18 protein-coding genes are annotated in these 24,817 nt (G+C 71.0%); 6 read left to right on the forward strand and 12 right to left on the reverse strand.

The window, feature by feature from the left end; genetic code table 11:
• The first annotated feature begins 48 nt into the window (after positions 1 to 48).
• Positions 49 to 1,734 carry a molecular chaperone HscC gene (locus tag K5L01_RS08945; protein ID WP_250064011.1) on the forward strand — a complete coding sequence of 562 codons (1,686 nt, stop codon included), beginning with the start codon at positions 49 to 51 and terminating at the stop codon, positions 1,732 to 1,734.
• Complete coding sequence (locus tag K5L01_RS08950) at positions 1,731 to 3,239, forward strand: J domain-containing protein (RefSeq protein ID WP_250064013.1); 1,509 nt, start codon at positions 1,731 to 1,733, stop codon at positions 3,237 to 3,239. The genes K5L01_RS08945 and K5L01_RS08950 overlap by 4 nt, the downstream gene beginning before the upstream one ends.
• A gap of 72 nt (positions 3,240 to 3,311) precedes the next feature.
• Here the strand turns inward: K5L01_RS08950 and K5L01_RS08955 are convergent, their stop codons facing one another.
• From K5L01_RS08955 to glyQ, 4 genes are all read right to left on the reverse strand, one after another.
• The gene (locus K5L01_RS08955) at positions 3,312 to 7,169 is read right to left on the reverse strand and encodes a translocation/assembly module TamB domain-containing protein (RefSeq protein WP_425603870.1); all 3,858 of its coding nucleotides are present in this window, start codon (positions 7,167 to 7,169) and stop codon (positions 3,312 to 3,314) included.
• The gene (locus K5L01_RS08960) at positions 7,166 to 8,953 is read right to left on the reverse strand and encodes an autotransporter assembly complex protein TamA (RefSeq protein ID WP_250064015.1); all 1,788 of its coding nucleotides are present in this window, start codon (positions 8,951 to 8,953) and stop codon (positions 7,166 to 7,168) included. The genes K5L01_RS08955 and K5L01_RS08960 overlap by 4 nt, the downstream gene beginning before the upstream one ends.
• 174 nt (positions 8,954 to 9,127) lie before the next feature.
• Complete coding sequence (glyS, locus tag K5L01_RS08965) at positions 9,128 to 11,230, reverse strand: glycine--tRNA ligase subunit beta (protein WP_250064017.1); 2,103 nt, start codon at positions 11,228 to 11,230, stop codon at positions 9,128 to 9,130.
• Positions 11,227 to 12,138 (reverse strand): glycine--tRNA ligase subunit alpha, encoded by a 912-nt coding sequence (gene glyQ / locus K5L01_RS08970; RefSeq protein WP_250064019.1) that lies wholly within the window; start codon positions 12,136 to 12,138, stop codon positions 11,227 to 11,229. Before glyQ ends, glyS begins: the two co-directional genes overlap by 4 nt.
• A 348-nt stretch (positions 12,139 to 12,486) precedes the next feature.
• Between glyQ and K5L01_RS08975 the strand changes: the two genes are divergently transcribed.
• Together K5L01_RS08975 and K5L01_RS08980 are read left to right on the forward strand one after the other, a co-directional pair.
• Positions 12,487 to 13,206, forward strand: a complete 720-nt coding sequence (locus tag K5L01_RS08975) for a glutamine amidotransferase (protein WP_250064021.1) — start codon at positions 12,487 to 12,489, stop codon at positions 13,204 to 13,206.
• A 128-nt stretch (positions 13,207 to 13,334) separates the two neighbouring features.
• On the forward strand, positions 13,335 to 14,228 hold the full coding sequence (locus K5L01_RS08980; protein ID WP_250064023.1) for a BPSS1780 family membrane protein: 894 nt from the start codon (positions 13,335 to 13,337) through the stop codon (positions 14,226 to 14,228).
• Positions 14,229 to 14,246: 18 nt separating this feature from the next.
• Here the strand turns inward: K5L01_RS08980 and K5L01_RS08985 are convergent, their stop codons facing one another.
• The 8 genes from K5L01_RS08985 to K5L01_RS09020 all read right to left on the reverse strand — a co-directional run bounded on the left by K5L01_RS08985 (position 14,247) and on the right by K5L01_RS09020 (position 22,753).
• Positions 14,247 to 15,242: a diguanylate cyclase domain-containing protein gene (locus K5L01_RS08985; protein WP_336254095.1), complete on the reverse strand. Its 996-nt coding sequence runs from the start codon at positions 15,240 to 15,242 to the stop codon at positions 14,247 to 14,249.
• Positions 15,233 to 15,811: a chemotaxis protein CheB gene (locus K5L01_RS08990; protein ID WP_250064025.1), complete on the reverse strand. Its 579-nt coding sequence runs from the start codon at positions 15,809 to 15,811 to the stop codon at positions 15,233 to 15,235. The genes K5L01_RS08985 and K5L01_RS08990 overlap by 10 nt, the downstream gene beginning before the upstream one ends.
• Positions 15,808 to 16,671, reverse strand: coding sequence for a CheR family methyltransferase (locus K5L01_RS08995; protein ID WP_250064026.1), 864 nt, complete (start codon positions 16,669 to 16,671; stop codon positions 15,808 to 15,810). The genes K5L01_RS08990 and K5L01_RS08995 overlap by 4 nt, the downstream gene beginning before the upstream one ends.
• On the reverse strand, positions 16,656 to 20,264 hold the full coding sequence (locus K5L01_RS09000) for a response regulator (protein ID WP_250064028.1): 3,609 nt from the start codon (positions 20,262 to 20,264) through the stop codon (positions 16,656 to 16,658). Before K5L01_RS09000 ends, K5L01_RS08995 begins: the two co-directional genes overlap by 16 nt.
• Positions 20,265 to 20,365: 101 nt before the next feature.
• On the reverse strand, positions 20,366 to 21,112 hold the full coding sequence (gene tatC / locus K5L01_RS09005) for a twin-arginine translocase subunit TatC (RefSeq protein ID WP_250064030.1): 747 nt from the start codon (positions 21,110 to 21,112) through the stop codon (positions 20,366 to 20,368).
• A complete protein-coding gene (gene tatB, locus K5L01_RS09010; protein WP_250064033.1) occupies positions 21,109 to 21,525 on the reverse strand; it encodes a Sec-independent protein translocase protein TatB in 417 nt (138 codons plus the stop codon). The genes tatC and tatB overlap by 4 nt, the downstream gene beginning before the upstream one ends.
• 16 nt (positions 21,526 to 21,541) lie before the next feature.
• Positions 21,542 to 21,775, reverse strand: a complete 234-nt coding sequence (tatA, locus tag K5L01_RS09015; protein ID WP_250064035.1) for a Sec-independent protein translocase subunit TatA — start codon at positions 21,773 to 21,775, stop codon at positions 21,542 to 21,544.
• 81 nt (positions 21,776 to 21,856) lie between these two features.
• A complete protein-coding gene (locus tag K5L01_RS09020) occupies positions 21,857 to 22,753 on the reverse strand; it encodes a lipid-binding SYLF domain-containing protein (protein WP_250064037.1) in 897 nt (298 codons plus the stop codon).
• Between the two features lie 189 nt (positions 22,754 to 22,942).
• Here K5L01_RS09020 and hemH point away from each other — a divergent pair, with 189 nt between their 5' ends.
• Together hemH and K5L01_RS09030 are read left to right on the forward strand one after the other, a co-directional pair.
• On the forward strand, positions 22,943 to 23,902 hold the full coding sequence (gene hemH, locus K5L01_RS09025) for a ferrochelatase (protein WP_250064039.1): 960 nt from the start codon (positions 22,943 to 22,945) through the stop codon (positions 23,900 to 23,902).
• 44 nt (positions 23,903 to 23,946) lie between these two features.
• Positions 23,947 to 24,747, forward strand: coding sequence for an alpha/beta fold hydrolase (locus K5L01_RS09030; protein ID WP_250064160.1), 801 nt, complete (start codon positions 23,947 to 23,949; stop codon positions 24,745 to 24,747).
• The last annotated feature ends 70 nt before the right edge of the window (positions 24,748 to 24,817 follow it).

Here is a 24,817-nt window from a genome sequence, read left to right on the forward strand (position 1 = left end):
TGCGGCCCGCCTACAATCCCGATCAGGATCTGAACAGGTGTATCAAGGATGATTGTCGGTATCGATCTGGGCACCACGCATTCGCTGATCGGCAGGCACGGCGCCGACGGCCCGGTGCTTTTTCCCAACGCGCATGGACAGGTACTGACGCCCTCGGTGGTCAGCGTGTCGGCCGACGGCGTGTTGGTGGGAGCGCCCGCGCGCGACCGCCTGGTCAGCCACCCGGGCGACAGCGTGGCCGGCTTCAAGCGCTGGATGGGCACATCGCGCCCGACCCGGCTGGGCAGCCACACGTTCCGTCCCGAAGAGCTGTCGGCCCTGGTGCTGCGCGCCCTGCTGGCCGACGCCGAATCCGCGCTGGGCGAACCGGTGACGGAAGCGGTGATCAGCGTCCCTGCGTATTTTTCCGACGCGCAGCGCAAGGCCACCCGGGCCGCCGGCGAACTGGCCGGGATCCGCGTCGAGCGCCTGATCAACGAGCCCACCGCCGCGGCGCTGGCCTACGGACTGCAGCAGCGCGACCACGAGGGCCGCGTGCTGGTCCTGGACCTGGGCGGCGGCACCTTCGACGTGTCGGTGCTGGAGCTGTTCGACGGCGTGGTCGAAGTGCATGCCAGCGCCGGCGACAATTTCCTGGGCGGCGAGGATTTCCTGGAACGGCTGCTGCAGGCATTCCGGCAGGAACTGCAGGTGGACACCGCAGCGCTGGACGGCGCCGGACAGGCGCGGCTGCTGCACCGCATGGAGCTGTTCAAGCGCGAACTGAGCACCCGCAGCGACGACGCGCAGCTGGACATCACCCTGGGCGGGCGCGACCTGCACTGGCAGTTGGACGAGGCACGCTACGCGCAGCTGTGCGCGCCGCTGCTGCAGCGGATGCGCGCGCCCATCGAACGGGCGATCCGCGATGCGCGGCTGCAACCCGATGCGCTGGACGACATCGTGCTGGTCGGAGGCGCCACCCGCATGCCCATGGTGGTGCGCCTGGTCGCGCGCATGTTCGGGCGCCTGCCCCTGCGACATATCGATCCGGACCAGACCGTCGCCGCCGGCGCCACCGTGGCGGCCGGCATGAAGGCACGGGACAGCGCACTGCGCGAGGTGGTACTGACCGACGTCTGCCCCTACACGCTGGGCACCCAGGTCTCGCGGATGGGACCGGACGGCAAGGAACGCACCGGCTATTTCCACCCCATCATCCAGCGCAACAGCGTGGTGCCGGTCAGCCGCGAGGACGTGTTCCATCCGGTGCACGCCGCACAGAGGCTCCTGCGCATCGACGTGTTCCAGGGCGAAAGTCCCACCGTGGACCGCAACATCAAGCTGGGCGAACTGCAGGTCCCCTTGACCACCGGGAGCGAGGACCGTTCCGTCACCACCCGTTTCACCTACGACGCGGACGGCATCCTGCAGGTCGAGGTCACCGAGAATGCGACCGGCAGTCGCCATGAGCTGGTGTTGGAGCAGAACCCCGGCGTGCTGTCGCCCGAGCAGATCCAGCAACGCCTGCAGGCCCTGGACATGCTCAAGATCCATCCGCGCGAGCAGCAGCCCAACCTCGCCCTGCTGGCCCGCACGGAGCGCATGTATTCCGAATACGTCGATCAGCGCGACCAGCTGCAAGGCTGGCTGCTGCAGTTCCGCGAAGTGCTGGAAAGCCAGGACCCGCAGCGCGTGGAACAGCACCGGCGCGAACTGAGCCGTGTCCTGGACGAACTGGAGGGCGTGCATTGAACTGGGCGCTGGAGATCCTGGAACTGGACCCGGGCGCCGATGAACGGACGATCAAGCGCGCCTATGCACGGCTGCTGCGCAGCAACCGCCCGGATGATGATCCGGATGCCTTCCAGCGCCTGCACCAGGCCTACCAGGCCGCGCTGAACTGGCATCGCCACCAGCAGGAGTTCGAGCAGGACGAGTTCGCATGGGAAGCGCACATGGATGCGGAGCCGGCGCGTGAATCCGTTGCGTTGACGCAGGAGGCCGTACAGGACGTCACGCTGTCCGGTGGCCAGCCGCGATCACCCCGCCCCGCATCCACCACGCTGCATGGGGTGCCATCGCACACCCTCGAAGAAGACCCGGCGCTGGAACCGGTCACTGCGTTCCAGCCAGTCAGCGTGCCGCTGCCGCAGATCGACGTGGAAGCGCTGGTCGCGCGCATCATCGACGCGGCGCAAACGCTGCCCGACACCGAGCTCGGCCCGTGGTTGGAGCAGTGCCCGGAACTGTGGTCGATCCGTGGCAAGAGCGATGCCGGTGCGCGGCTCCTGGGGCGGCTCCAACAGCCGGAGATCGCCATGAACGGTGCCAGTTTCGACCTGATCGTCACCACGTTCGGCTGGGACGAGGTCAGCAACCACGTCGATCCGGACATGCTCAAGGCCCTGGGGGGCACCCTGCATGCGCGCTGGCTCCTGCTGGCCGGCAACGAAGCGCAGCTGGCGCTGCTGCTGCTGACCGGCGACGGCGACCCGGTGAGCCTGGCGGAGGCTCGCCGCTGCCGCATGCGGCTGGTACGTCCCTGGCATCGGGGACGTGCGCTGCTCAGTGCGGCACGGCCTTCCTGCGTGACCAGGATGCGCGCCATGCTGCAACGGCTGGACTGGTACGGGAGCGAACTGCCCTGCCCGCCGATCGATCAACACCAGCTCCGGTTCTGGCGTGGTCTTGTCGACAGGAGCCGGCCTGGCGGCAACCACCTGTTGGTCGGCGTGATCCGCAGCGCGCTGCTGTCGTGCCTGTGGCTGTTGCCCCTGGTCGCCGTATACGGACTGCTCGCCGCCAGCGACCTGCTGGCTGGAAAGGGTTGGCCCTCGCCCGGCGGCCTGGTGACGTATGCCGCTGCCGGCATGGGCATCATGCTGCTGCTCGGCATGGGAACCTCGCCATGGGTATGGGCAGGATCGCGGATCGCGGCGTCGCGCCCGTTCCAGCAGCTGCTGCGCCTGCGCTGGCTGGTGCTTCCCGGGCTTGCCCTTGCCGGCATCGCCGGATACCGCGTTGACCCGCTGCTGAGCGCGGTGGCCGGCGTCGGCGCAGCGTGGCTCGCGTTCATGGCGGCCATGCGCATGTTCCCCACGCTCGCTCCGCTGAGACCGATAGGCGGCCTGGGGCTGTTCCTGGCAGCCGTGTTCATGGCCGATACCTTGAACGTGCCGTATGGCACCGTCTGCGGCAGCATGGCCCTGCTGCTGCACGTGGGTACCCTCTGGTGGTCGCGGCGCGCCCGGCGTTAGCCGCGGCCGGGCCAGACCGCTCCCGCCCCCAGGCCGGGGCAGGGAGCCGCCCGGCCCGCGTACCGGCGGCGGCTACTTCTCCGTGCGCCAGTTCACCGAGCCGCGGTTCTCCACCGTGCTCGATTCCACTTCGACGTCGAAGCCCCGGCGCAGCAGGTACTTGAGGGTGAGCACCGAGCCGCTGCCGATCAACGAGACGCCATAGCCGACGTAGAGCTTGGGCGTGATGTACTTGCCCACGCCGATCACCGAGCCGCCCAGCGCGCGCGACTGGCTGACGCCCGCGTCGTCCAGGCCCAGCTTGGCGCCGACCTGCGCGGCCAGCAGGCCGCTGCCGGCCGACAGTGCCGCCGAAGCCGCGTTGACCTGCTGGGCCTGGTCGCTGCTGGCCATGCTCAGGCTGCGCCCCAGCACCAGGTAGGCCAGCGCCTCGGACTGCGACATGGCCGGATCGGACCAGACGTCCACCCGCGGCGCCTGCGCGCGGCCGCTGACATGGATGCCGGCGGTGACCTCGCCGATCTCGCGCTGCGCCTTGATGTTGATCCGCGGGTCGGACACGATGCCGTGGTTCCACAGCAGCTGGCCGTCGGTGATGGTCAGGTCCTGGCCATAGGCCTTGTAGCGGCCGCCGACTTCCAGCCCGCCGTTGGCGGTCATCTCGTGTCCCGGCCGCGCCCGCACCTGCATCTTGCCGGTCAGCGCGCCCTTGAGGCCGAAGCCGTTCATCCGGACCTTGTCGCCGAGGCTGACCGTCAGGTCCATGTCCAGCGGCGACGACGGCCCTTCCTCCGGGTCCACCGGGTCGCGCACCACGATGTCCTCCGACACCGAGGTGCCGCGGTCCAGGCGTTCAAGGTCCAGGTCGGCCTCGGGCACGTGCACGCTGCCGCGCAGCTCCATCGCCGTGCCGGCCAGGGTGAACTCCAGGTCCGGGTTGGCGACCACGCGCATCTCGCTGGTGTTGGCCAGCAGCACGTTGTCGCCGTGGATGTGCAGCTGCAACGGCTGCGCGTCGCCGAACCACGACAGGCCGCCGTCCACCTGCAGCGCGCCTTCGCCGCCGGTCTTGGCCGAGGCGCGGATCCGTGCCGACCCGTCGGACTGGGCGGTGAACTCGCCCACGCCCTCGCTCAGGGTCAGCCCCAGCGCCGGGAACTCGCCGGTGAAGTCGCTCAGCCGCGCTTCGCCGCCCAGCAGCGGCTGCGACCGCGTGCCGCGCAGGCTGACGTGGCCTTCGACCAGGCCCTTGGGCCGCACCAGGTCCGGCGAGAACAGCTCGATCCAGTACAGCCGCGCCATGTTCATGTACAGCTCGCCGGTCAGCGCCGCGCCCGGCTCCCAGCCGGTCTGCACCCGGGCGTCGATGAAGCCGTCGCCCTTGAAGCCCACGCCCAGGTAGCCCTGGATGCTGCCCGGCTGCATGTCCACGTTGATCGAGAAGTTGTCGTAGTGCAGCAGTTCGCCGCGCGCGTTGTCGCCCAGGCGGACGCCGCCGTCGGGGGAGGCCACCTTGAAGCTGCCCTCCCAGGCCTCGCCGCGCGGGCGCAGGCTGCCGTCCAGGGTGACTTCGCCACGCAGGTGGATGCGCCGCCCTTCGTTGGGCGGCAGCCAGGGCTGCACCAGGGTCAGCGGCAGCGCGTCGCCGCGCACCGCGAGCCCGGCACGCGGCCAGTCCGCGCTCACGCACAGGGCACCGCCGGTGTCCGCTCCCAGGCAGGTATCGTCCAGGCGGATGGCGCCGTCCTGCACGCTGAAGCCGGCCGCCTGACGCAGCTGCCAGGGCTCGCCCTTGACCGGTGCGATGCGCAGCGTGCCCAGCTCGCCGCGCCACGCCTGGCCGGCCTGGCGCACGCTGCCTCCCAGGCTCAGCGCCCCCAGTTCGTTGCGGGTGGCCGCGTCCAGCCGCAGGTCCTGCAGGCTGCCGCGCGCCTCCACGCGCACGCTGTCCAGCAGCATGCCCGCCTCCACCGCGGCCGCCTGCAGTTGCAGCGTCCCGTCGCCGCCCTTCCAGGGCAGGTGGCCTTCGAGGCTCACCTGGTCGGCTTTCCAGTCCTCCCACTGCAGGCCGCTGCCGCGCAGATGCGCGGTGATGTCCGGCTGCGCCGGGGTGCCGCGCAGGCGCAGGGTGCCGGCCAGGCTGCCGGTGGCCTCGGGCAGCAGGTCGGACAGCCGCAGCGGCTCCAGGGTGGCGTCCACGTCCAGGCGGTCGCCGACCTTGCCCTTGGCTTCGACCCGGCTGTCGCCCAGCACCAGGTGCAGGTCGCCCTCGCCCTGGGTGCCCTGCAGGGTCCCCTTGGCGCGCGCGTCGACGCCGCGGCCGCGCAGCCGGCCATGCAGCCGCGGCAGGTCCAGGGTGGCCTGCAGGCGCAGCGCGTCGCTGCCGGGCGGCGACGGCAGCTGCGTACCGGTGGATGCCAGGGTGCCGGACAGGTCGCCCTCCCAGCCGGGCAGGAAATAGCCGGGGTCGAAGCCGGCCAGCCGCGCGTCCACGTCCCAGGCCAGCGCCGGCTGCCAGGCCGCCGAGCCGCTCAGGTCCAGCGTGCCGCCCGGGGTGGTGGCCTTGAAGCGTTCGATGCGCGCCTGCTGGTCGCTGCCGCGCACGTCGAAATCCAGGTCGGCATCCTGGGCCTCGCGGGCCACTTCGGCCTTGCCCACCGCGGCCCAGTTCTTCAGGTGCCCGGCCACGCCGAGCCGGGCCTGCTTGAGGTGCATCGGCACCGGTGCGGCGTCCGTCGCCGGGTCGGGCTCCGGGGTCCAGGTCAGCTGGCTGGCCACCACCGCGAAGCGGAAACCGGGATTGTCCGCGTCGCTGAAATCCGCGGTGCCCTGCAGGCGCACGCTGCCGCCGAAGACCTCGGCCACCAGCGGCGCGACCGTCAGCACCTGGTTGTCGATAGCCACGCTGGAAGGCGCCAGCACCAGCTCCTGGTCCCCCTGGCGTACGCGGCCCTGCAGCTGTGCGTTGCCGCCGCGCCCGCGCGCGGTGAGGTCCAGTGCCAGCGGCGCGGGCGCCTCGGCCAGGAAGCGCGCCGGCACCAGCTGCCCGAGGTCCAGCGCCTCGCTGCGCGCGGACACGGTCCATACCGGATCCTGGCGGCCATCGAGCACCAGGCTGGCATGCAACGGCCGGGGCGCATGGCCGGCCAGCGCCACTTCCATGTGCGACAGGTCGCCGCGCGCCACCAGGCCCAGCCCCGCGGCCTTCTGCCCGGGACGCGCGGCCATCCGTGCCCGCACGGTCAGGTCGGTGCGGTAGTCCTGGCGCGGACGGTAGTGGCCGTCGATGTGGAAATCGCCGAGGTCGCTGTCCACCGCGAGCGCGGTCGCCGCGAACTCGCCGTCGGCCACTTCCAGTCCGCCGCGGATGCGGCTGATGTCGATCAGCGGCTGCTGCAGCTGGGTGATGCGCAGGCCGTCGACCTCGATGGTGTCGGCCTGCAGCGCCAGCGGCAGTTCGATGGCCGGCAGCACGTCCGGCCAGCGCGGCAGCTCGAACGGGGTGTCTTCCGAGGGCCCCAGCTCCAGCCGCGCGTCACGGATGCGCAGCGCGTCCAGGCGCAGCTTGCGCCCCAGCAGCGGCCGGATGTCCGGGTCCAGGTAGGCCTGCGCGGCGCTGAAGTGCAGGCCGTCGTAGCGGAAGTCGAGGTCGTGCAGGATCAGCGGACCGGCCAGCGGGCCCTCGACCTTGCTCCAGGTCAGCGACGAGGTCGCCGGCAACCGTGCCACCACCTGGGCCAGCAGCACGTCGCGGCCGGCCACGGTCTGCAGCAGCCAGTACAGCCCCACCAGCACCAGCACCACCAGCACGGCGATGCCGATGCCGCTGCGTACCGCCAGGGTGCGCAGGCGTGCGCGGCGACGCGCGCGCAGGTCGGCGATGCGCGCCTCGCGCGCTTCCGGGGTGAGGTCTTCGCTGGGCCGGCTCACAGGTCCGCTCCGATGTTGAGGTAGACCTGGAACTGCGAGTCGGGATGGTTGAGGCCGCGGGCGATGTCGATGCGCACCGGCCCCACCGGCGACTTCCAGCGCACGCCGAGGCCGACGCCGGTATGCAGGTCGATGGTGTTGTCGAAGGCGCTGCCGCTGTCCACGAACACCGCCGCGCCCCAGGGGCCGCCGCCGAAGTAGTGCTCATATTCGGCCGAGCCGACCACCAGGTTCTTGGCGCCGAGCGCGTATTTGTCCGGCGGCGGGGTGCGCGGGCCGACCTCGCGCCAGGCGTAGCCGCGGATGGAGCGGTCGCCACCGGCGAAGTAGCGCAGGCTGGGCGGCATCGCCACCAGGTCGCTGGTCCAGGTGGTGCCGACCTGGCCACGCAGGATCAGGCGGTCGGACGCGCCGACCGGCACGTACCAGCGCAGGGTGGCGTCGGCCTGGACGAAGCTGGTGTCCGAACCGGCTCCTTCCACGCCGCCGCGCAGCGTGGCGTTGCCGCTCAGGCCACGCCGCGGGAAGCTGCGGTCGTCGACGTCGACGTAGTCGGCGGTCAGCTGCGGATAGACCAGGGTGGTGTGCTGGTAGACGGCATCGTTGAACTGGTCGTCCGAGCCGTAGCGCCAGCGCTCGCGCAGGGCGTTCATCGAGACGATGGCGGTCCAGTGCTCGTTGATCTCGCCGCTGCGGCTGGCGATGAGCTTGAAGTTGCGCATGTCGATGTAGCGCGTCTGCTCGTCATAGGCGCTGACCGCGAAGGTGTACCAGCCATCCAGCCAGTGGAACGCCGGGATCCGGTAGCTGGTGATCAGGCTCTTGCGCTTCTGCGCATAGTCCAGCTGCGTATCGAGCTTGTGCCCGCGGCTGTTGACGTAGCGCCGCTCGACCCCGCCACGCACACCGGGGCCGCTCTCGCTGCCGTAGCTGAGACCGGCGGTGTAGACGGTGCGCTTGGCCCGGGTCAGCTTGACGTTGACCGGCACTTCGCCGTTCTCGTCGGCGTCCTCCGGATGCGGCTGGATGTCGATGACGCTGAAGTAATCGAGCTTGGTCAGCGATTCGCGCAGGCGGTCCAGCTTGCCTTCGTGCCAGTAGCTGCCCTGCTCCCAGTACACCAGCGGTTCGAACAGGCCGGGCCGGAAATAGTCGTACTCGAAGGTGATCGGCCCCATGTCGTAGCGGCGGCCGCTGTCCCAGGTGAGGAAGATGTCGGCGGCGTTGTCGGCACGCACCACGTCCACCCTGCGCTGGGTGAAGTCGGCATCGAAGTAGCCGCGCTCGGACAGGCGCCGGCTGATGGTGACCTTGCTGGCCTCGTAGCTGACCGAATCGAAGGGCTGGCCGGCCTTCGGCGTGAAGGCCGCCAGGTCGTCCTGCAGGTAGCGGTCGCGCGCGGCCGGCCCGGTGATGGCCACCTCTTCCTCGCGCACCGCGACCTGCGCGCCCTTGTCGACGTGGATCACCACCCGCACGTCCTCGCCCTCGCGCGGGCTTTCCACCCGGATCGTCGGGTTGTAGTAGCCGAACGGCTCCAGCGCCTTGCGGGTCTGGCGCTCGGCCTGCGACAGCAGGTATTCCAGCCGGGACTCGCCCTGCGGCTTGCCGATCGCGTCGTGCAGCGACAGCGACACCTCGATGTTCTCGATGATCTCGGCGTCGTCGCCCTTGTCCAGGCCCTTGATGTCGACCTTGCGGACCGTGCCGCGGGCATGGGCCAGGGAAGCCACCAGCATCAGGCCGGTGGCGAGGAGCACGGAAACGGTTCGGGAGGGCTGCATGGCGTGCAGGATACCGATGCGGACATGAGCGGCAAAATCACACCGCCACGACACCGCGGCCGGTGCGCGCCGGCGGCCTTCCGGCGGGGCCCTGCGGCCGGCGCCGCGCCCCGCGCGGACGCCGGCCCGGACCACCCTAACCGGCGGTCCGGCAGGCCCCGGAACCGCCGGGAATCAGCCCGACAGGTGCTCGATGGCGGCCACGCTGCCCAGGCGCCCGCCCAGCGTGCGCAGCAGCGCCAGGCGGTTGCCGCGCAGCGCCGGGTCCTCGGCGTTGACCATCACCTGGTCGAAGAACCCGTCCACCTGCGGGCGCAGGCGGGCGAGGCGGCCGAGCACGGCCACGTAGTCCTTCTGCTGCAAGCTGGCGTTGGTGTCGTCGATGGCGGCGGTGACGGCTTCGGCCAGTTCGCTCTCGGCCGGTTCGCGCAGCAGCGACGGATCGATCTGCCCCGGAATTTCACCCTCGGCCTTGCGCAGGATGTTGCGGATGCGCTTGTTGGCCGCGGCCAGCGCCTCGGCCTCCGGCAACTGGGCGAAGGTGCCGATGGCGTCGATGCGGCGGTCGAAGTCGTACAGCGAGGCTGGCTTCAGTTCGGCCACGGCGTTGAAGTGGGTGGCTGGGACGCCCTTGTCGGCGTAGTAGCCCTTCAGGCGGTCGAGGATGAAGTCGTAGAGTTCCGGAAGAGCTTTGCCTTGGATCGTTTCCGCCTCCAAATGGATAGATTCCGACTGATCAGATATCTGCTCGAATCCCTCGAAAATTAGATCCTTGATCGAAAAATCAAACCCACTCTCAATGATCGTCCGCGCCAGCCCCAGCGCATTGCGGCGCAGCGCAAACGGATCCTTGTTGCCGGTCGGCTTCAGGCCCGCGGCGAAACCGCCGGCCAGCGTGTCCAGGCGTTCGGCGATGGCCAGCACCTTGCCCAGTGGGCTCAGCGCGATGTCGTCGCCGCCGAAGCGCGGCCGGTAGGCCTCGTCGATGGCCAGCGCCACCTCCGGCGATTCGCCGCCGGCCACGGCGTAGTGGCGGCCGGCGATGCCCTGCAGCTCCGGGAACTCGTTGACCATGCGCGACTGCAGGTCGTTCTTGGCCAGCCCGGCGGCCCGCCCGGCCTGCACCGGATCGGCGCCGACCTGCGCGGCGATGGCCTGCGCCAGCGCACCGACACGCTGCACCTTGTCGGCCACGCTGCCCAGCCTGGCCTGGTAGGTCACGCTCTTCAGGCCCTCGCCCATTGCCGCCAGGCCCTGCTTGAGGTCTTCGTCGAAGAAGAACTTGGCATCGGCGAAGCGCGGGCGGATGACGCGCTCGTAGCCCTTGGCGACTTCGGCCACGTCCTTCGACGCGATGTTGGCGATGCCGATGAAGTGCTCGGTGAGCGTGCCCGCTGCATCCAGCACCGGGAAGAACTTCTGGTTGACTTCCATAGTCTCGATCAGCGCTTCCTGCGGCACCGCCAGGAAGTCGCGCTCGAAGCCACACAGCACCGCCGACGGCCACTCGACCAGGTTCACCACCTGCTCCAGGTTGTCCTCGGTGATGCGCGCCATGCCGCCGGCCTGTGTGGCGGCGGCCTCGACCTGGGCGACGATGCGCGCGCGGCGCGCGTCGGCATCGGCCAGCACGCTGGCGGCTTCCAGCGCGCCGAGGTAGTCGTCGGCGCGCTCCAGCCGCACCGGGCGGTCGGCCATGAAGCGGTGGCCACGGCTGAAGCGGTCGGCCGCCAGCCCGAACAGCCCGGCCTCCACCACCTGGTCGCCGTGCAGCAGCACCAGCCAGTGCACCGGGCGGGCGAAGGCATGTTCGTGCGCGCCCCAGCGCATCGGCTTGGGGATCGGCATCGCGGCGATGGCCTCGCGCAGGATCTCCGGCAGCAGCGCGGCGGTCCTGGCTCCCGGCACGACCGAGCGCAGCACGAAGCGCTCGCCCTTGGCGTCGGTGGTGCGCTCCAGTGCGGTCCAGTCGATGCCGGCCTTGGCGGCGAAGCCCTGCAGCGCCCTGGTCGGCGCGCCGTTGGCGTCCAGCGCGATGTTCAGGTACGGGCCGAACACCTCCGAATGCTGTTCGGGCTGCTCGGTTTCCACGCCCGGCAGCAGCACCGCCAGGCGGCGCGGGGTGGACAACGGCTTGGCGTCGCCGCGCTCGACGGCGATGCCGCGCTTGCCCAGTCCGTCGATCACGCCCTCGAAGAAGGCCTGCGCCAGGCCCGGCAGCGCCTTGACCGGCAGCTCCTCCACGCCCAGTTCGATCAGCAGCGGCTGCATGCTCATGCCCGCACCTCCTTGGCGGCCACGGCCTCCAGGCGCTTGGCCTCGTACAGCCTGGCCACGGCCTGGGCCAGCGCGCGCACGCGCAGGATGTAGCGCTGGCGCTCGGTCACCGAGATGGCGCGGCGCGCGTCGAGCAGGTTGAACGAATGCGAGGCCTTGCAGACCTGCTCATAGGCCGGCAGCGGCAGGCCGGCCTCGACCAGCGCCTGCGCTTCCTTCTCGCAGGCATCGAAGCGGTGGAACATCTCGGCCACGTCGGCGTGCTCGAAGTTGTAGGTGCTCTGCTCCACCTCGTTCTGGTGGTAGACGTCGCCGTAGGTGACCGCGGCGCCGTCCGGGCCGTAGGTCCACACCAGGTCGTAGACGTTGTCGCAGTTCTGCAGGTACATGCACAGCCGCTCCAGGCCGTAGGTGATCTCGCCCAGCACCGGGCGGCACTCCAGGCCGCCGGCCTGCTGGAAGTAGGTGAACTGGGTGACCTCCATGCCGTTGAGCCAGACTTCCCAGCCCAGGCCCCAGGCGCCCAGGGTCGGCGATTCCCAGTTGTCCTCGACGAAGCGCAGGTCATGCACCAGCGGGTCGATGCCCAGCGCCTTGAGCGAGTCCAGGTACAGCTGCTGGATGTTGTCCGGGCTCGGCTTCATCGCCACCTGGTACTGGTAGTAGCGCTGCAGGCGGTTGGGATTCTCGCCGTAGCGGCCGTCGGTGGGACGGCGGCTGGGCTGCACGTACGCGGCATTCCAGCTTTCCGGGCCGATCGAGCGCAGGAAGGTGGCCGGGTGGAAGGTGCCGGCGCCCACTTCCAGGTCCAGCGGCTGGATCAGCACGCAGCCCTGCTTCGCCCAGTAGTCGTTGAGGGTCTGGATCATGCCCTGGAAAGTGATGGGAACGGTGGGAGTCGCGGACATGCTGCCTGGGCCGTACGGAGGAGCCCGCTAGTATAGCGAGGGGCCGTTGCCGGGCCGCGCGGGAGCGCCGCCAGGGCCGCCAGGCAGGCCGCCGGTGATGGCGATGCGGCATCAGCTCATGCCGCGGCGCATGCACTCGGCGACCCTGGCGGCGCACGCCGCGGACACCGGAAAACCCCGCGAACGCCCGCCAGCACTGGCGCGGCGGGCGCCGACCCGCGGCCGCGGCGGTCGGCGCGGCCGGGGCCGGTCGACCGCCATGCCCGCCGCAGCGGCCGGCGACGGCTTGAAGGGGGCGGGCGGGGGCTGCCTACAATCGCCCCGCATCCTCCGCCCCCACACCGCGCAATGACCGCTCTGCCGTTCCTCATCATCGAAACCGGGCAACCGTTCCCCGGCCTGCGCCGCTACGGCCGCTTCCCGCACTGGATCCGCGTCGCCGCCGGCCTGGCGCCGGCGCAGACCGTGGTGGTCGACGTCCAGCAGGGCGAACCGCTGCCCGACCGCGGCCGTTTCGCCGCGGCGATCGTCACCGGCTCGGCCGCCTATGTCACCGACCGCGCCGACTGGAGCGAACGCAGCGCCGACTGGCTGCGCGAGGCCGCGCACGCCGGGCTGCCGCTGCTGGGCATCTGCTACGGCCACCAGCTCCTGGCGCATGCCCTGGGGGGGCAGGTGGACTACAACCCGGCCGGACGCGAGTCGGGCACCATCCGCCTCGACTTGGAGCCCGCCGCCGCCGGCGACCCGCTGTTCGCCGGGCTGCCGGCCAGCTTCGCCGCGCAGGCCACCCACCTGCAGACCGTGCTGCGCGCCCCCGAAGGCGCCACGGTGCTGGCCCGTTCGGCCCAGGACAACTGCCATGCGTTCCGCTGGGGCACGCAGGCATGGGGCCTGCAGTTCCATCCGGAATTCGCCACCCACCACATGCGCGGCTATGTCCGTGCCCGCGCGGACTGCATCGCACGCCATGGCGGCTGCGCGCGCCGGGTCGCGCGCGAGGTGAGTGCGGCCCCCGAGGCCCGGCGCCTGCTGCGGCGCTTCGTGCACCACGCCCGCGCCGCCTGAGCGCACGCCGGCCACGGCGTGCGCTGGAATGCACGGTCCCGCGGCCGCGGCTCGCCCGTCACCCGGGTTCGGGCGATAATCCGCCCACGCCGGCAGCGTGGCCGGTGCTCCCCCTCTTCGGAACTGCAATGGGCGATATTCGCAAGGTGCCGGCCTCCGCCGGCGCGGAATGGCTGCTGACCGGGTTCGGCCTGTTCAGGCGTGCGCCGATGGCGCTGGGCGCGCTGGGCATCCTGTGGGGAATCGGCACCTCGCTGGTGCTGTCGCTGTCGATGCTGGTGCCGCCACTGGCGCCGCTGGTGCAGTTGCTGTTGCTGCTGGCCGGCCCGCTGTTCATGGGCGGGCTGCTGTGGGCGGTACGGGAAGTGGACCAGGGCCGCACGGCGCGGCCGGTGCACCTGCTCGAAGGCGTCCGCGAGGGCCGTGCCCCGCACCTGCTGGTGGCACTGCTGCCGCAGGTGGTGGCGGCGCTGCTGCTGGGTGCGCTGCTGCTGGTGCTGGTCGGCACCGACGGCCTGCAGCGGCTGTCCGAGGTGATGCTCCGGTTCAACGAGATCAGCCGCTCCGGCGCACAGCCGGATCCGGCGCAGATCGAGGCGCTGGTGGCGACCCTGCCGGCCGCGCGCATCCTGCTGTGGCTGCTGCTGCTGATGGCCAGCTTCGCCGCGGTCACCCTGGCGCTGTTCGTGATGCCGCCGCAGGTGATGTTCCAGCGGGCCGGCGGCTGGCATGCGCTGCGCCGCAGCCTGCGCTCGAGCCTGCGCAACCTGCCGGCGATGCTGGTGTTCTTCGTGCTGGCGTTCATCGCGATCTTCGCCATCTACTTCGCGGTGGTGATCGCCGCGGCGGTCATCGGCCTGATCGCCGGCCAGGCCGCGGCCATGGCGGTGGCACAGCTGCTGTTGATGGCAGTGCTGATGCCGGTCTTCGCCGGCTCGGTCTACGCGGCCTGGAAGCAGATGCTCGGCCCGGCCGGCGGCGTCCCGCCCGCCCCCGCTCCCGGCACGGTGCTGGAAGCCTGAACCGCGGCGCCCGCCGGCTCAGCGGCCGCGGGCGCGCTTGACCAAGTACATCGCCTGGTCGGCGGCATGCAGCAGCGCGTCGACCTCGGCACCGTCCTCGGGGAAGGTGGCCAGGCCGATGCTGGCGGCGATCGCCAGTTCGATGGCGTCGCCATCGCCGCGGTGGACCATCGGCGCCTCCAGGCAGACACGCACATCCTCCAGCCGCCGACGTGCCGCTTCCAGGTCCTCCAGGTCCTCCATCACCAGCGCGAATTCGTCGCCGCCGAGGCGGGCGACGGTGTCGTTGTCGCGCAGCGCGCTGCGCAGCCGGCCCGCCAACTCCACCAGCAGCGCGTCGCCCGCGGCGTGGCCCCAGGTGTCGTTCACTCCCTTGAAGCCGTCCACATCGACGTAGATCAGCGCGAACTTGCCGCCGCTGCGCGCCGTGCGGTGGTAGGCGTTCTGCAGGCGGTCCATGAACAGGGCGCGGTTCGGCAGCCCGGTGAGCATGTCGTGCATCGCCAGGTGGCGCATCTCCTGCTCCATCTGCCGGCGCTGTTCGATCTCGATCTCCAGCTGGCGGTTGCGCTCGGACAGTTCGTGCAGGGCGTCGCGCAGGGCGACACGGTGGCGGTACAGGTCCAGGAACACCTGCACCTTGGACAGCAGGATGGTGGTGTCCAGCGGCTTGGCCATGTAGTCGACCGCGCCGAAGCCGTAGCCCTTGAGGCGGTAGACGTCGTCGGCGTAGGTGGCGGTGACGAAGATGATCGGCGTCTGCCGCGTGCCCTCCTCCTGCGAGAGGATCTCGGCGACCTCGAAGCCGTTGATGTCCGGCATGTAGACGTCCAGCAGGATCAGCGCGAACTCCGCGTCCAGCGTGGCCCTGAGGGCGTCGTTGCCCGAGGCGGCCTCGACCACGTCCACGTCGAGCTTGGCGAGCACGCGGCGGATCACCAACAGGTTGGCGGGGTTGTCGTCGACGGCGAGGATTTTCGGACGCGGCGGAACCGCCGGCACGGTCATGGACATAGCGACTCCAGCAGGGCGGGGATGTCCGCCAGCGGCAGGCAGTGGTCGGCGCCCGCCAGTTCAAGGGTGGCGGCCGGCATGGCCGGCGCCTGCGCGGTGCGCGGGTCTTCCACGATCACGCGGCCGCCGGCCGCGCGGATCCGCCGGCAGCCCTGCGCGCCGTCGGCGTTGGCGCCGGTGAGCAGCACCGCCAGCAGGCGGTCGTGCCAGGCCTCGGCGGCCGACTCGAACAGCACGTCCACCGACGGCCGGGAGAACGCCACCCGCGGATCGACGCTGAGCGCGAACCGGCGGTCGCGCTCGAACAGCAGGTGGTAGCCGGACGGCGCCACGTAGACATGGCCCGGCTGCGGCACGCAGCGCTCCTCGGCCTCGCCGACCGGCAGGCCGCTGCGCGCGGCCAGCAGCTCGCAGAACAGGCGCATGTCCTCCGAACCGCTGTGGCAGACCACCACCATCGGCGCCGGCAGCGGCCGCGCCAGGCCGCCCAGCAGCTGCTGCAGCGCCGCCAGCCCGCCGGCCGAACAGCCGACCACGACCGCCCGTGGCGGTGGCGGCGTGCCGCTCACGCCCAGCCTCCGGCATGGCGGTACAGGCGCAGCTCGGCATCGATGGGGACGAAGTCGCGGGCGCTGGGCGCGAAGCGGATCGACTCGCGGTTGCCCAGGCACAGCACGCCGCCGCGGGCCAGGCTGTCGCGGAACAGGCCGAGCACGCGGTCCTGCAGCGAATCGGAGAAGTAGATCAGGACATTGCGGCACAGGATCAGCTGCGCCTCGCAGAACACCCCGTCGCACACCAGGTTGTGGTTGGCGAAGGTCACGCGCTTCTTCAGGCTCTCGTCCAGCTTCATGAAGTCGTAGCGCGCATGGTAGTAGTCGGACAGCGTGTGGCGGCCGCCGGCGGCCAGGTAGTTCTCCGAGTACAGCCGCGCGTCGCGGATCGGGAAGATGCCTTCCTGGGCCCGGGCCAGGGCCTCGTCGCTGAAGTCGGTAGCGTAGATCTGGCAGCGCTCGTACAACCCGGCCTCCTTGAGCAGGATCGCCAGCGAGTACACCTCCTGCCCGTGCGCGCAGCCGGCCTGCCAGATGTTGATGTGCGGATGGGAGGCCAGCACCGGGAACACCTCGTCGCGCAGCCGGCGGAACACCGACGGGTTGCGGAACATCTCCGAGACCGGCACCGACAGCCGCGCGATCACCGCCGGCACCAGGGCGTCGTCGCGCAGCACCCGCGCGGTCAGCTCGCCCACGTGCGCCAGTTCCATCGACTGCGCCAGGGCCAGCACGCGGCGGCGCAGCGAGGCCGGCGCATAGCCGCTGAAATCGTAGCCATGGCGCCGCGCCATGGCCTGGACGAAGGCATCGACCTCGATGTCGTCGATGTCCTCGCCGTTGCGCGGGAGGGCGGCGCCTACTTTTGCAGCCATACGCGCATCATCGACAACAGCCGGTCCAGGTCCACCGGCTTGGCGAGGTAGTCGTTGGCTCCCGCATCCAGGCACTTGTCGCGGTCGCCGTGCATGGCCTTGGCCGTCACCGCGATGATCGGCAGGCTGCCCCACCGCGGCTGCTTGCGGATCTCGCGGATGGTCTCGTAGCCGTCCATGCCCGGCATCATGATGTCCATCAGCACCAGCTCGATGCCGGCGTTCTCCTGCAGCTGCTGCAGCGCCTTGTAGCCGTCCTGGGCCAGCACCACGGTCATGCCGCGGGCGCGCAGCGACTTGGACAGCGCGAACAGGTTGCGCATGTCGTCGTCCACCAGCAGCAGCGTGCGCCCGGCCAGCTGGGTGTCGTCGGTGGGCGTGGCGCCGGCGCCGCGCGAGCCGATGCTGTGCAGGAACAGGCTGACCTCGTCGAGCAGGCGCTCGGGCGAGCGCTTGCCCTTGATCACGATGCTGTCGGTGTACTGGCGCAGCTGCAGGCTGTCCTCGCGGCTGAGCTCCTGGGCGGAATAGATCACCACCGGCGGTACCGCGACCAGGTTCGCCGCCTTCTCCAGGAACTCGATCCCGGAAATGCCGCCCAGGTTCAGGTCGAGCACGATGCAGTCGTAGCTGTGGCTGGCGATGCGCGCCAGCGCCTCCTCGCCCGAGGCGACCTGGTCGATCTCGACGTTGTCGGCCTGCAGCAGCCGCGTCAGCGCCAGCCGCGAATCGTCGTCGTCGTCGACCAGCAGCAGCTTGCGGACGATCTTGCCGGCGACCTCCAGCAGGTGGTCGAAGGCGGCGATCAGCGCCTTGCGGTCGACCGGCTTGGTCAGGTAGCCGACCGCGCCCAGCGCCACGCCCTTGGCGGCCTCGTCCACCGCGGAGATGAAGTGCACCGGGATCGCCGCGGTCGCCGGATCGTGCTTGAGGTGCTGCAGCACCGACCAGCCGTCCATGCCCGGCAGCATCACGTCGAGGAGGATGCCGGTGGGCCGGTAGCGGCGCGCGAGCTCCAGGCCGCTCTCGCCGTCGGCCGCGGCCAGCGCGCGGTGGCCCTTGCGGCGGATCAGGTCGACCAGGATGCGCGCGAACGCGGGATCGTCCTCGATGGTGAGGATCACCGACTCGCCCGCGGCGATGGCCTGGCGGTCGTCGGGAATCCAGTCGATCAGCGGCGCGGCGAGCGCCCGCGCGACCGGCTTCGCGCGCGGCGGCGGCGCGGCCGCTTCCGCCGCCGGGGCCTGCAGCGCCGCGCGTGCGCGCAGCGGCGACAGCGGCAACACCAGGGTGAAGCGGCTGCCGCGCCCGGGCTCGCTGTCGGCCACCAGGTGGCCGTCCAGCAGCTGGGCCAGCCGCCGCGCGATGGCCAGGCCCAGACCGCTGCCGCCGTAATGCCGGCTGGTGCCGGAATCGATCTGCTCGAACGCCTCGAAGATCGAATCCAGGCGCTCGGCGGGGATGCCGATGCCGGTGTCGGCCACCGTCACCGCCATGTGCGGCTGGCCGGCGGCGGCGCCGACCCGGTTGAGCAGGGCCGCGTCGGCGGCATCCAGGCGCAGCGTCACCGTGCCTTCGCGGGTGAACTTGAAGGCGTTGCCGAGCAGGTTGTTGAGGATCTGCTGCAGCTTGGAGCGGTCGGTGACCAGCGCCTCGGGAAGCTGCGGATCGACATCGATGGCGAACTCCAGCCGGCTCTCCACCGCCATGTGCCGGAAGTGGCGCATCACCTCGCGGGTGATCGCCTCCACCTGCACTTCCTCGCGGTGGACATCCATCTTGCCGGCCTCGATCTTGGACAGATCGAGGATGTCGTTGATCAGGCGCAGCAGGTTCGAGCCGGAGTCGTGGATCACCGCCGCCGCCTCGACCTCCTCCTCGTCCAGGTGGCCGCTTTCGTTCTCCGCCAGCTCCTTGGACAGGATCAGCAGGCTGTTGAGCGGCGTGCGCAGCTCGTGCGACATGTTGGCCAGGAAGTCGGTCTTGTACTGGCTGGCGCGTGCCAGTTCGTGGGCCTTGAGCTCGGTCTCGCGCTGCAGCACCTGCAGCACGTCCTTCTGCTCGTTGAGCACCTCGGTCTTCTGGCGCAGCTCCTCGTTGGACGCCTGCAGCTCCTCGGCCTGCACCCGCAGCTCCTCTTCGGAGGCCGACAGGCGCTGCGCATGCTCCTCCAGCTCCACCGTCTTGCCCTGGAGCTCTTCATTGGTCGCGCGCAGCTCCTCCTCCTGCGCCTGCAGCGCCACCTGGGAGCGCTGCAGCTCCTCGGCCTGGGCCTGCGTGTGCTCCAGCAGCGCCTGGGTCTGCTCGGCACGGTGGATGTTGTCCAGGCCCAGCGCGGTGGACGGCAGCAGGCTGTCCAGGAAGGCCTCCTGGGCCGCGCTGAACTGGCCGAAGGTGCCGAATTCCAGCACGCCCAGCAGCCGGCCCTTGAGCAGCAGCGGCACCGCCACCAGCATGTTCGGCTGGGCTTCGCCGAGGCCCGAATGCACGCCGAAGAAGCCGTCCGGCACGTGCTGCACGCTGATGCGCTTGCGCTCCAGCGCGGCCTGGCCGATCAGCCCCTCGCCCAGCGCATAGCGCAGGCCCAGGTGCTTGCGGCGCTGGAACCCGTAGCTGCCCTGCAGGCTCAGCACCTTTTCGTCCTCGTCCCAGGCGAAGAACACGCCGATGGGCGCATCGATCCGCGGCGCGATCTGCGATACCAGCGCCTGCGCATACGCGTCCGAGGTCGCCGCCGCCTGCAGCAGGGCGCCGACCTCGCCGGCGCTGAGCTTGACCCAGGTCTCGTCGCGCGACGTCACCGAGTTGTGCCGGAACACCTCCAGCGCGCGGGCGATGGCGCCGATCTCGTCGCCGCGGCCGAGGCCGCTGATCTCCACGTCCAGCTCGCCGTTAGACAGGCGGGTCATCTTGTCGGTGAGGCGGTTGATCGGCGACACCACCAGCCGCGACACCATCCACAGGGTGCACAGGATGATCAGGAAGCCGGCGACCAGCAGCGCCAGCGACAGCCGGTGGGCCAGGCCGATCCAGCGGCTCATCTGCCCGCGCTCGTCGAGCAGGATCGCCAGCTCCGTGTCGTAGATGCCGTCCAGGGTCTCGGCCAGCGCGTTGCCCTGGCCGCCGCTGCTGATCGCATGCAGCCGCTGCAGCGGCGTCGTGTCCGCGCTGGCCGTGCCCAGCACGTCCAGTGCCTCCTTGTCCCAGGCCGCCGCCTGCGCCTGGACCTGCTGCAGACGCTCGCGCTGCGCGGTATCGCCGTTCCCTCCGGCCACGGCCGCCAGGGCCGCTTCGAGCGCGGCGTCGCGCTGCCGGCTCTGGGCCTGCAGCGTCCGCAGTTCCTGCTCACCGTCGCCCAGCAGGTAGTTGCGGGCGGCGATCTGCTGCAGCCGGACCGCCTGGACGGCGTACTCCACCTGGCGCACCACCTCGATCCGCTGCCCTTCGCGGCGGCGCGCGGCATCGTCCTGTCCGGACGTCCGGTAGCTGACGATGCTGGTGGCGAGGAAACACAGGAAGATGAGCGCGAATGCCGCCAGCATCTTGCCCATCAACGAAATATTGCTGATCCAGCTGTCTTTTTTCTGCGTCATGGGCCACCCCCTGGCTGCCGGCCACCGTGCCTGCACCGCCGCGCGGACCGGAGTCCGCCGGAAAGGTAACGCACACCGCCTGTACGCGCCTTCACGCCCATTCAGGGTGCAGCGGTGCGGTCCTGGTCACGGGGCGCCAGCCAGCGCGCGGCATGCAGGCCCAGTTCGTAGAGGATGCACATCGGAATGGCCAGCATCAGCTGCGACACCACGTCCGGCGGCGTCAGCACCGCCGCCACCACGAAGATGCCCACGACCGCGTAGCCGCGGCCCTCGCGCAGCTGCTGCGGCGACACCCAGCCCAGCAGCACCAGGATCACCATCGCCACCGGCAGCTCGAAGCTGGCGCCGAAGGCGAAGAAGATCGCCAGCACGAAATCCAGGTAGGCGTTGGCATCGGGGGTGATCGCGATGACATCGGGGCGGAACGTGGTCAGGAAGTGGAACACCGCCGGCAGCACCAGGAAGTAGGCGAACGCGCAGCCGATGTAGAACAGCGCCACCGCCGATCCCAGCAGCGGCATCGCCAGCCGCTTCTCGCGCGCGTACAGCCCGGGCGCCACGAAGGCCCAGACCTGGTACAGCAGCCAGGGCGCGGCCAGGAACACCGCGCTGAAAAAGGTGAGCTTGAGCGGCGCGAAGAACGCGCCGGCCGGGTTGGTGGCGATCATCGACTGCCCGGCCGGCAGCTGCGATATCAGCGGCATGGCCAGGTGCGAGTACAGCGCGCGCGAGAACGGCAGCAGCGCCAGCAGCACCGCGCCCAGGCCGAGCAGGCCGCGCACCAGGCGCGCGCGCAGCTCGATCAGGTGCTCGATCAGCGGGCTCTCGGTGAAATCGGCACTCATCGCGGCGGCTCCGGTGTCTGCCCGGTGCCGGAGGGCGCCGGCCCAGCCTCAGCGGAGGGCGCCGGCTCCGCGGGCGCATCGCCGGGGTCCACCGCGGAGGCCGCGGCGTCCGCTTCCGGCGTCCGCGCGACGTCGCGCTGGAGGGTATCGGCGGCCGCCTGCACCTGGCGCGCCTGTTCGCGCAGCCCGTCGCCGGCCTGCTGCACCGAGCGCTGCACGTCCTGCAGGCTGCGCTTGAGGTCCTCGGCTTCCAGTTCGCGTTCGAGCTCCTGCTTCACCGAATCCCATTGCCGGCGCGCGCGGCGCACCCACAGGCCGGCGAAACGGGCCGCCTTCGGCAGCCGTTCGGGACCCAGGACCACCAGCGCCACCACCGCGATCAGCAGCAGCTCGCTGAAACCGACGTCGAACACGCGCGCGCCCGCCCGGTCAGCGGGACGGGCGGTCGTGCTCGGACGGCTGCTCCTCGCGGCGGCTGCCGGCGGTGCGCGAGGCATCGTCCAGCCGCGCCGGCGGCGCCTCGTCGTCCTCGCGCATGCCCTTCTTGAACTCCTTGACCGCGCTGCCAAGATCCTTGGCGCCGCTGGTCAATTTCTTGGTGCCGAACACCAGCAGCACGATGACCAGCACGACCAACCAGTGCCACAAGCTGAAACTGCCCATGATCCGCTCGCGTTGTCTGTGGGGAGAAAGCCGAGCATAACGCACCCCGCCCTCCCCCAGCGCCGTGCCGAAGGTCAGTCCTCAGTGGCCGTCGTCCAGCGTTTCGGTGCGGATCTCGTCATCGGATACCGGCTGGAAGCCCTGCTGCGGAACGCTCTCGGTGGACGCCGGCTGCAGCGGTGCGGTGGTCGCGGTATCGGCCGGGGCCGGGAGCGGCGGCACGGCCACCGCCTCGGTGCGCGCACCGGTGGCCGGCGCCGCGGCGGCGGCCCCCTGGGTGCCGCGCTTCTCGCGGGCGGCATAGGTCGATTCCTCGAGCCGGTCGCGGAACGCCACCACGTCGCTGGACGGGGCGGCGGTCAGGCGGCCTTCGATGATCATCCGCGGCGTGGTGCCTTGCCCGTAGGCGTCGAGGTTGGCGGCGTCGTCGATCGACAGCACCGCGCCGTCCAGGGCCACGCCGGCGAACAGCCCGCGCGCGCGCGACCACGACCAGATCTCGGCCTTGAGCTGGCCGTCGGTGGCGGCGGCGGCGTTGCGGCCGACCGGACCGGCGGCCACGCCGGCATCGGCGCCGAGGGTGAACTTGCCGTTGACGATGTTGTCCAGGCTGCGGCTGTTACGGAACACCAGGATCACGTCGGAGGACTGCACCCCGGCCTGGAACCCGATGCTGCCGCCGGTGAGCTTGACGAACACCGGGTTGGACCAGGCGCCGTCGGGGGTCTTGACCGACATCAGCCCGTGCCCGCGGCGGCCGCCGATGACCAGGCCGGCCTTGATGGTGTCGGGAATGACGATGATCGCGCGGCCCTCGTCGAGCAGCTTGTCGGGGATGCCCTGCTCGGGGATCTCCTGGATTTCGCCCAGCACCCGCACCGCGTTGCGGGCGCGCTGGTCCTGCTGCGGGCCGGCCACGGCGAGGACGGGGAGCAGGCTGGCGGTCAACAGCAGGGCGAGATACGGCAGGCGGCGCATGGCGGACTCCACAGGTCGATGCACGGAAAGATACGGCAAGCTCGGCAAATTAGAAGCGGCGCGATGAACGTGGTGGAAACGCCGCACGGCACCGGAACACCGCGTACCGGTGCCGCCGGCCGGCGTCCGCCGGCCGCGGCGACGACGGCGCGGATTCTCACCCCGGCCCGCACCTGCGAGAATGGCGCCATGTCCGACGCACCCACCGCCCTGCTCGCGGTCAACCTAGGCACGCCCGAGACACCCACCGCCGGCGCGGTGCGGCGTTATCTGGCCGAGTTCCTCGGCGATCCCCGCGTGGTCTCGATCCCGCCGCTGCTCTGGAAACCCCTGCTGCACGGACTGATCCTGCCGTTGCGCAGCGGCCGTTCGGCGCAGAAGTACGCGCAGGTATGGCTGCCGGAAGGCTCGCCGCTGGCGATCCATACCCGGCGGCTGGTCGCGAACATCGCCCGCGAACTGCCGCAGTGGCAGGTGCGCGAGGCCATGCGCTACGGGCAGCCGGCACTGCTGCCGGCACTGGATGCGCTCGCCGGGGACGGCGCCCGGCGCATCGTGGTGCTGCCGCTGTATCCGCAGTACTCCACCACCACCACCGCCTCGGTCGAGGACCAGGTGCGGCAGTGGTCCGGACGCCACCCCGGGGTGGCCGTGCACACCGTACGCGACTACGCCGACGATCCGCACTGGGTTGCGGCGGTGGCCGACACGATCCGCGACCACTGGCAGCGGCATGGCCGTGGCGAGGTCCTGGTGTTCTCCTTCCACGGCATCCCGCAGCGCCTGGCCGACGCCGGCGACCCCTATCCGCGGCGCTGCGAGGCCAGCGCGCGGGCCATCGCCGCCGCGCTGGAGCTGGACGAGAGCGCCTGGCGGCTGACCTACCAGTCGCGCTTCGGGCGCGAACGCTGGCTGCAGCCGTATGCCGAGCCCACCCTGTGGGCGCTGGCCGAGGGCGGCGCGAAGACCCTCGACGTGGTCTGCCCCGGGTTCGCCACCGACTGCCTGGAAACACTGGAGGAAGTGGCGATGGGCTTCGCGGCGACGGTCGCCGAACGCGGCGCGGCCCTGCGCTACATCCCCTGCCTGAACGACACGCCGGCCCACGCCCGCGCACTGGCCGCGCTGGCCGCGGCGCACCCGGCGTGACCACGCCGTTCGTGCTGGACGCGGGCGGGCTGCGGGTGGCCGGGATGCGTGCCGGCACCCGCGGCGGGCTGCCGGTGCTGGCCCTGCACGGCTGGCTGGACAATGCCGCCAGCTTCCTGCCGCTGGCCGCGGCACTGCCGGAGCCGGACTGGGCGCTGGTCGACCTGCCCGGGCACGGCCTGAGCGCGCACCTGCCCGCCGGCGCGTCCTATGCGCTGCCGCAGGCGGTCGCGCAGGTCCTGGCCATCATGGACGCGCTCGACTGGGAGCGGTGCGTGCTGCTGGGCCATTCGATGGGTGCCGGCATCGCCAGCCTGGTGGCCGCGGTGGCCCCGCAGCGGATCCAGGGGCTGATCGCCATCGAAGCCCTCGGTGGACTGGCGGCACCGGCCACGGAAACCGTTTCCCGGTTGCGCGCGCATGTGGCGGCCCTGGCCGCCGCCGGCGGCAAGCAGCTGCGGGTGTTCAACGACCTCGCCGCCCCGGTGCGTGCGCGCATGCAGGCCAACCAGCTCGACGAGGCTTCGGCGCGGCTGCTGGTCGAGCGCGGCGTGCGCGCGGTCGAGGGGGGCTGGAGCTGGTCCAGCGACCCCCGGTTGATGCTGCCGACCGCGGTGCGCATGACCGAGGCACAGGTGCTCGATGTGCTCGACGCCATCACCTGCCCGGCGCAGGTGATCTACGCCACGCCGGCACAGGCGTATTTCCCGGAACCGGAACGCAGCCAGCGCGCGGCGCGGTTGCGCCACGGCCGCCTGCACACCCTGCCCGGCGGCCACCACCTGCACATGGACCAGGCCGATGCCGTGGCGGCGCTGATCCGCGGCTTCCTGCCGGCGCTGTAGCTCCCCGGAACGCTCCACAGCCTCCCGGGCGCCGGTGCATGGCCGCACCCGGCGCGCGTGGCGGGAGACG

Source organism: Stenotrophomonas mori, assembly GCF_023556335.1.
In the GTDB taxonomy this organism is placed as follows: Bacteria; Pseudomonadota; Gammaproteobacteria; order Xanthomonadales; family Xanthomonadaceae; genus Stenotrophomonas; species Stenotrophomonas mori.